Annotated in this window: 2 protein-coding genes; both read right to left on the reverse strand. The window is 45.5% G+C overall.

Going from position 1 to position 2,816, the window contains the following annotated elements:
• On the reverse strand, positions 1-1,291 hold a 1,291-nt coding region (locus IQR33_RS14070; protein WP_193843771.1), incomplete at its 3' end, for an enoyl-CoA hydratase-related protein.
• Positions 1,291-2,598, reverse strand: a complete 1,308-nt coding sequence (gene fadI / locus IQR33_RS14075) for an acetyl-CoA C-acyltransferase FadI (protein WP_005384447.1) — start codon at positions 2,596-2,598, stop codon at positions 1,291-1,293. The genes fadI and IQR33_RS14070, both read right to left, overlap by 1 nt.
• Between the last annotated feature and the right edge of the window lie 218 nt (positions 2,599-2,816).

The raw sequence follows: 2,816 nt of genomic DNA on the forward strand, positions 1-2,816 counted from the left end.
TAGGCAACGAAGAAGTATTGGTCGCAAAGATAGTTTCTGTCTTAGCGTTCGCTTCAATGTCCGCCACCATTTTTTGCTTAAGATCTAAGTCTTCAAAAACGGCTTCAATTACGACATCAATATGATTAAAACTGGTAAAATCGACACCACCAGACAGTTGCAGCATTTTCGCTTGCAGGTCGGCCTTGGATAGAATGCGACGTTTGCGCTGTTTCTCAAATAACTTGTAGTTGTAGTTGAGCGCATTTAAAACGCCATCGTTGCTAACATCTTTGATGCGAACAGGTACTTTTGCTTTTGCAACAGACACATGGCTGATTCCGGCGCCCATCAGACCACCACCAAGCACACCAACTTTATGAACTGGTGCTGGTTTCGCATCCGTGCCATTTTCTTTCTTCATTTCTGTTGTGGCAAAGAAGATCGAACGGAGCGCTTTTGACTCTGAGCTCATCACAAGCTCACCAAAGCGCTTCGCTTCAAGTTCTTGGCCTTTAGCGAAGCCTTTCTCTAAGCCATGTTGAATAACTTCTAGAATTGCAACCGTTGCTGGATAGTTACCGCGAGTTTTTTGATTCGTTTTCTTCGCAGCTTGCTCAAATACAAACTTGCGCCCTAGCCCGCTACCAGACATCACCTTTTCTTTCGTCGATAGCTTTTTCGTACCCTTGTTTTTACCTTTGTCGATAAACTGTTTTGCTACGTCGAGCAAAATGGTGTCAGGCACACAGGCGTCCACAACGCCCAATTTTTTAGCTTTCTTCGCACGAAGTTGTTTACCCGTCAGGATCAAGTCCAACGACGGTAACAGGCCAATCAAACGTGGCAGACGCTGAGTACCACCAGAACCTGGCAATAAACCAAGTTGTACTTCTGGCAGACCTAAACGCGTTTTGTCAGAATCCGTACAAACACGATAATCACATGCAAGAGCCAGTTCTAAACCACCGCCCAAACATGGGCCATGAATAGCCGCAACGACAGGATAAGGTAAGTCCGATAGCTGCTGGAACAACTCCTGACCTTGCCTTGCTAAGGCTTCCGCTTCACTTGCTGTGGTGCATGCTTCTAGCATTCGAACATCAGCACCCGCAACAAAATTGTCCGGTTTTAGGGAGTGGATGATCATCCCTTTAATACCACTGGAGTCTTTTAGCTGAGCAAAAATTTCTTTCATTTCGTCAGCAAAAGCCGCCTGCAGCGTATTCATTTTTTCATTAGGAACATCAATTGCTAACCAAGCAATATTTTGCTCATCAACCTTTAGACTAAATGCTTTTTGCTCGCTCATTACTCAACCTCCAGAATCATTGCCGCACCAAGACCACCAGCAGCACATGCGGTATTCAATGCAATACCACCGCCACGGCGTTTTAGCTCTCGTAGGGTTTGCGTCATCATACGCGCACCAGTCGCAGCAAATGGGTGACCATAAGCAATTGATCCGCCAAGCACGTTGAACTTATCCATATCAATTTCACCAATCGCTTTTGAGCGACCAAGGTTTTCTTGAGCAAACTTATCGGAAGCAAACATCTTCACATTCGCCAATGCTTGAGCAGCAAAGGCCTCGTGCATGTCGATCAACGTCAGGTCTGACAGTTCCAAGCCTGTATTTTCAAGCACTTTCGCTGTGGCATAAGTCGGCCCCATCAGCATGTCCTTTTCCACGCCGATAGCAGAGAATGCATAACCTCGGATGTAACCAAGGATCTCCATTCCGAGCTCTTTCGCTTTACCTTCTCGCATCAACATCACTGCCGCACCACCATCAGTCAATGGCGTACTGTTCGCTGCCGTAACACTGCCATACTGACGATCAAACGCAGGTCGCAATTTCGCGTATCCCTCAACCGTTGAGTCATGACGGATATTGTTGTCTTCCGAAATCCATTTTTTGTATGGTTCAGGGAAAGCCGTCATCACTTCATCTTGGATTTTTCCTTCTTTCCAAGCCTGAGAAGCCAGCGTATGAGAACGATGTGCAAGCGCATCCTGTTCTGCGCGAGAAATACCATGTGTTTTAGCCATTTGCTCTGCAGTTTGTCCCATGGATAAACCCGTAGAGTACTCTGCTACTGCTGGTGGCACTGGCATCAGGTCTTTAAAGCTCAAGTTTTTGAGGATACTAAGCTTCTGACCCATTGTTTTTGTCTTACTAAGAGCAAGCAGATTAGCGGCCAGTTTCTTTGATACGCCAATAGGCAGGACGGAAGAAGAGTCTGCACCGCCAGCAATACCAATATCGATGGTTCCCGCCATGATGCTTTCTGCGACATTAACCGCCGCTTGAAAACTCGTCGCACACGCTCGAGTCACACTGTAAGCATCAGTATGGATGTTCATACCGGTGCCTAACACGATTTCTCGTGCGATGTTTGGCGCTTCAGGCATTTGTACTACTTGTCCAAATACCACTTGTTCGATTAGCTTCGGATCAATATCTGTTCGAGCAAGCATTTCGCTTACTACCATTTTCCCTAAATCGACCGCTGGCACTTGGCTAAATTCCGTGCTTTGACGAGCAAAGGGAGTTCGAAGCCCCGCGACAATAGCGACACGCTCACCATTGCGTGTTTTTACTTCCTGCTTGCCCATTGTTTCTCCTTAAATACAAGAGGTCTGACCTGATGCATTGTAATGAATTTGTTAAATTTATCAAACGTGCGTTTAAATAAACGTGAAGCAAGTAGTTCAATTACTCTACTTCTTTGATTATTATGCGATTACTAATGGTTAACTATAGAGAGTTAAAACGGTAAGAGGTATACGGAAAGTAAAATCGAAGCAAAAAAAAACCACACATAACTGTGTGG

Origin of the sequence: Vibrio sp. OPT46, assembly GCF_015163535.1 — a bacterium.
In the GTDB taxonomy this organism is placed as follows: Bacteria; Pseudomonadota; Gammaproteobacteria; order Enterobacterales; family Vibrionaceae; genus Vibrio; species Vibrio alginolyticus.

Excerpts from the sequence above, each read along its gene's own strand:
- fadI (WP_005384447.1), bottom strand. The coding sequence starts at position 2,598 with ATGGGCAAGCAGGAAGTAAAAACACGCAATGGTGAGCGTGTCGCTATT.